This is a genomic window from Streptomyces sp. H27-H1 (assembly GCF_026627445.1).
GTDB lineage: Bacteria > Actinomycetota > Actinomycetes > Streptomycetales > Streptomycetaceae > Streptomyces.
Genome location: NZ_JAPNLJ010000112.1, coordinates 1 through 4,684, shown reverse-complemented (window position 1 = coordinate 4,684; position 4,684 = coordinate 1). Strand labels below are relative to the sequence as shown.

At 61.8% G+C, this 4,684-nt stretch carries 6 protein-coding genes and 1 pseudogene; 5 read left to right on the top strand and 2 right to left on the bottom strand.

Annotated features, from left to right (window positions below; genetic code table 11):
• The first annotated feature begins 72 nt into the window (after positions 1-72).
• Genes OTB20_RS41760 through OTB20_RS41740 form a run of 5 tightly spaced genes read left to right on the top strand, consistent with a single transcriptional unit; the run spans position 73 to position 2,774 of the window.
• Entirely contained in the window at positions 73-378 is a 306-nt protein-coding gene (locus OTB20_RS41760; RefSeq protein ID WP_267825128.1) for a hypothetical protein, read from the top strand.
• Positions 375-779 (top strand): hypothetical protein, encoded by a 405-nt coding sequence (locus OTB20_RS41755; protein ID WP_267825127.1) that lies wholly within the window; start codon positions 375-377, stop codon positions 777-779. The genes OTB20_RS41760 and OTB20_RS41755 overlap by 4 nt, the downstream gene beginning before the upstream one ends.
• A 33-nt stretch (positions 780-812) precedes the next feature.
• Positions 813-1,130, top strand: a complete 318-nt coding sequence (locus OTB20_RS41750; protein WP_267825126.1) for a transposase — start codon at positions 813-815, stop codon at positions 1,128-1,130.
• Entirely contained in the window at positions 1,127-2,272 is a 1,146-nt protein-coding gene (locus OTB20_RS41745) for an IS3 family transposase (RefSeq protein ID WP_267825125.1), read from the top strand. Before OTB20_RS41750 ends, OTB20_RS41745 begins: the two co-directional genes overlap by 4 nt.
• On the top strand, positions 2,184-2,774 hold the full coding sequence (locus OTB20_RS41740; protein WP_267825124.1) for a transposase: 591 nt from the start codon (positions 2,184-2,186) through the stop codon (positions 2,772-2,774). Before OTB20_RS41745 ends, OTB20_RS41740 begins: the two co-directional genes overlap by 89 nt.
• Positions 2,775-3,082: 308 nt before the next feature.
• On the opposite strand, the gene OTB20_RS41735 is transcribed toward OTB20_RS41740, so the two are convergent.
• Together OTB20_RS41735 and OTB20_RS41730 are read right to left on the bottom strand one after the other, a co-directional pair.
• Positions 3,083-4,333 carry a hypothetical protein gene (locus OTB20_RS41735; protein ID WP_267825123.1) on the bottom strand — a complete coding sequence of 417 codons (1,251 nt, stop codon included), beginning with the start codon at positions 4,331-4,333 and terminating at the stop codon, positions 3,083-3,085.
• Positions 4,334-4,469: 136 nt separating this feature from the next.
• A pseudogene (locus tag OTB20_RS41730) lies at positions 4,470-4,556 on the bottom strand (IS5/IS1182 family transposase); the annotation flags it as partial.
• Positions 4,557-4,684: the final 128 nt, after the last annotated feature.

Here is a 4,684-nt window from a genome sequence, read left to right as displayed (position 1 = left end):
CCATGATGGCAGTACAGGCACAGGTCTCCCCGGTGATCACAGAGCGTCGCAACTCCATGATCGCCAAGACTTGTGCCTGCTCTGCTACCGAGATGGCGCCACCGCGCCTATCTGCGCGGCCTCTTACTCGGCATCACCGTCGAGACCGTGGTCCGCAACCCCGAGGAAAAGGCCAAAGGGTTCGTCCCGCAACCGAAGCGGTGGGTGGTCGAGCAGGTCAACGGCACCCTGATGCTCCACCGCCGCCTGGTCCGCGAGTACGACCACCGGCCCGACAACTCCGTCTCCCGCGTCTACTGGGCGGCCACCGCGAACATGACCCGCCGCCTCACCGCGCCCTCCCCGGCCTGGCGCGACGAGATCATGGCGGCCGCATGAACAACGGCATCACCGACCTCCTCACGAGCCTTCAGGCCGAGCACGACCGGGTCACGGTCAGGGCCGATGGCCTGCGACAACAGATCGAACACCTCGCCACCGCGCTGGGTGACGCCGAGGCCCGCCTGGCCGAACTGGCCACAGCCAGCAAGGTCTTCGTCGAGCTCGCGCCGACCGGAACCGCATCGGAGCCGGCCGAGCAGTCCACCGCCTACCAGGCCATCGTGAACGCCTTCAACCAGCACCCCGACCAGGAATTCCGGGTCCGAGACCTGCACGAAATCCTCGGCATGCCCACCGACGACCCCTCCCTGAACGTCACCCGCAGCCGCCTCGGACGCCTCACCCGCCAAGGCTTCCTCACTCAGCCCGGACGGGGCCTCTACCGGAAAGGGACTTAACGACCTCTGAGGTTCCAGAGAAAATAGTGCCAGGTGGGAAGCAAGTACACGAAGCGGTACTCGGATGAGCACCACCGTGACGCGATCGAGCTCGTGCGCTCGTCCGGGCGGACGGTGACAGATGCCGCCCGCCAGCTCGGCATCAGCTCGGAGAGTCTGCGCGGGCGGGTGAAGAAGACCCGGGCCGCCGAGTCAGCCGAGTGCCGGCCTCGTGACGCGGGCAGCGGCGCGGGGGCGGTGGAGCGGCGCGAGGAGCTGAAGTGGCTCCGCAAGCTCACTGCCGAGCAGGCCAAAACGATTGAGATCCTGAAAAAATCGACGGTCTTCTTCGCGAAGGAGAGCGATCGGTGAGCGCGATATGCCGGTTCGTCCACGCGGAGAAGGCCCAATACACGATCGTGCTGCTGTGCCGGGTGCTCAAGACGGCCCGCTCGACGTACTACGCCTGGGTGGCCGGGATCGAGACACGGGAGACGCGGCGCCGGGCGGATGAGGCACTCACCCACGAGATCACTGTGATCCACCTCGCTCGAAGAGCACCTACGGCGTCCCGCGCGTCACCGCCGAACTGCGCCGCCAGGGACACCGGGTGGCGCGTGGAGCGGGTCATGCGCCAGCACGGCATCACCAGCCACAGCCGCCACAACGGACGCCGCAGTCTGACCAAGCAGGACTCCCAGGCCGCGCCGTCCCCCGACCTGATCGGCCGCGACTTCCACGCGAGCCGTCCCGGCATGAAGGTCGTCGGTGACATCACCTACATCCCGACCGCCGAGGGCTGGCTCTATCTCGCCACCTGGCTGGACCTGGCCACCCGAGAGATCATCGGGTACTCGATGGCCGGCCCTCACCGCGCCGAACTCGTCGTCGACGCCCTCGCCATGGCCGCCGGCCTGGGCCGTCTGGGGGCACGGTGCGCGATCCACACCGACCGCGGATCGGAATACACATCGAGCCAATTCCACGACAGAATAAGGGTGTTGAACCTCCGGCAGAGCATGGGACGGACCGGGATCTGCTACGACAACGCCGCCGCCCAATCGTTCTTCGCCGTCCTCAAGGAAGAAATCGGCACCCGCTTCTGGCCCGAAGGGAACACCGCACGCGCCGAGATTTTCACCTTCGAGACCTTCTACAACCGCCGCCGACTGCGCAAACACATCAACTGGGGCTACCTCACACCCCACGAAACACGCCTGCGCCACCAGCAAGACCAAACCCTCGGGCGTAACAGAAACATGTCCATGATCACGGGGAAACTTCAATGCCATGGTCGCCCTCCTGGCCGCTCGGGCCAGGCCTGCCAAGTCCGGCAACGATGCTGTCGAAGCGCTGCGCGTCTTCAAACTTGCGAAAGACTCAGCGGTCAAGTCTCGTACCCAGGCCATCAACCAGATCAAGGCCGTGCTGGTCTGCGCAGATCCTCACCTTCGCGAGGCCCTCGCGGGGCTGACCAACAGCACGCTGATTGCTCGGTGTGCCGAGCTGGCTGACCCGGCGTCCCCCGGCGTCGCCCTGCCCGTCGAGCTCACCCTGCGCCTGCTGGCGCGCCGCGTGCAGAGCCTGACGGAGGAGATCCGCCAGTTCGGGCGCTTGATCAGACAACGGGTTCAGGACACTGCGCCCGACCTGCTGGAACTCCACGGAGTCGGACCGGACTCGGCCGCAGCGCTCTTGGTCGCGGCCGGGGATAACCCGCAGCGCTTCCACAGTGAGGCGTCCTTCGCCGCACTGTGCGGAGTGAGTCCGGTCGAACGATCATCCGGCAAGAGTCAGCGACGTCGGCTGAACCGCGGAGGCGACCGCCAGGCCAATGCGGCTCTCTTCCGCATCGCCCTTACGCGGCTTCGCGACCACCCCGAGACGCGTGCCTACCTTGTGCGACGGACCGCGGAAGGCCGGACCAGAAGGGAGATCATCAGATGCCTCAAGCGGTATCTCGCCCGGAAGATCTTCAAGATCGTCAGCACTTCGATAGCAACCAGGACAGCTTGACGAACATAGAGGCGTCAAACACCGCCACCACGGCGTACACCGCCAGGTCATCACGGCGCCGGACGGAACCCTCCCCCGACGCCCTTTGACCTACCTGCCTAAAAGGGCCCGAGACCTGCGAAAAGTGGAAGAGCTGGGCAGACCAGCGGCCGCCCCACGCCCGATCCACAGCTCGACCCCGACACGGCCTGCACGACCCCGAAACAATCACACCACAGTCAAGCCGGTGGATCCGGGCTGAGTGACGCCCGCCCGGAAACGGGAGATCTCAGCAGGTCGGACGACTCGCCAGCTTATACAAGCTGAGATCACTCCCTCTCAACCTTCTTCCTCGAAATAAGTGCAAAAGCCTCTTCGAATTCATTGAATGCCTTTGTGTTCGGACAGCCGATCAATGTAATCGAACCGCGTGTCCCCAACCCCCCCTTTGACTTGATCTTGAGGGAAGCTTTCCATCCATAATCACCTACGATCCTACTTAGAGGCTCTACCACGGACGTCGACCCCAGGATCAGAATATCGTCATACCAAGAGCACGAGATGATTTTTCCACTAGCGAGCGCCTTCAAGATTTCCTGGTTGCGCCCACGAATTTTAATTTTTTCTTCCTCAAACTGAGGATCTGCGGATATTTTATAAACCACCGTTGGGCCAGGGCCATCCTCGAGCTGTCGGGGCCGGGCGTGCGAAAATACTGGTGCCGACCTGTTGGTCTTCGCGTACAGTAGCGCAGTCACGGTCGGTGAAGGCTTATTCGTTTGCCCCGACGTACGCATTATGTTTTTCTGCGCGTTTTTGCGATTCAAGTGCGATTTACGTTCGCCGGAGATTGTCTGCACAAAATCCTGCAGGTAACCCGGCCGCTTTTTCTCGTACTCTGCAAGAGTCTTTTCATCCTGCTTTTTTTCGGCAAACGAGGTCCCGCTGTAGATTGGCGGAGCGGAAAGGCCTCCCACGCGCTTCAGGAAGTTCAGCCACCCTGCGATAAATATGGCATACGTTTCGAACAGTCCACCATATACGGGAGAGAATGCTACCCATATCAGATCAAATTGGGCTGCATCCCAGTTGATACCGCCATTCCCGTCGCGAAGCTCGAGCAGCCATGCGATCCACCGCTCGCGAACGAAATCTTCATCGTTCTGCCAGCCAACGCGGAATTCGACTTCCCCCTGCCCGTTCTGTCCAGCGAGAATTCCGGCCCACTCGGCAGGATATTCCTGTGCCGAATTATGGAACGCCGTGAAGAGCCACTTCCACGCCTCTTCCGACAAGTCGACTGCCGAAAACAGTTGCCTCTGATAAACTGCTGGACTTTTCGTGAAGGCGAGTTGCACGAAGGGAACACACCATCCCCACTGCTCGGCTACCAGGTAATCCTCAAAAATCTTTCGTTCAGAGGCAGTCAAATGTTCAGGAGACTTGCTGAAATGCTCGTGGCTCTTTATTATCGCTAGGGCTTCTGGGGTCATCTCCCATTTCGCCTGGCCGGTCCCCTTTTCTGCAGTATTGTTCAGGCTGTCTACTATCTGTGCCTGGATTTTTGCCCAGTAACCCATCTACTGATCCCTTAGCGTCGAAAGTTGGCCCGTCTAACCGTAGAACAGCTTTCCCTAGCGTGACGTTAAGCAATCGTTGTCGGTGGTCCAACTGGCCATTTGGCCTCCAGGGCGCCGGAGTGAGCCCTTTTCAACCTCATGTTGAGGCGTGGTGAAGGACGAGGACGGCTTTCACGACGTCGGTGATGCGGTTGGTGCTGCATCGGAGCTTTCGCAGGAGGCGTCAGCCTCGATCCTTCTGCGGCGTGATGACCTCGGTCGACTTGGCGTTTCGCCCTATTTGTCCCGTGTGGTCGGGTGTGGGGCCGTCGCGTAACGCTGCGGGTGCGCCGGGGTTCCACGTCTCCCGGG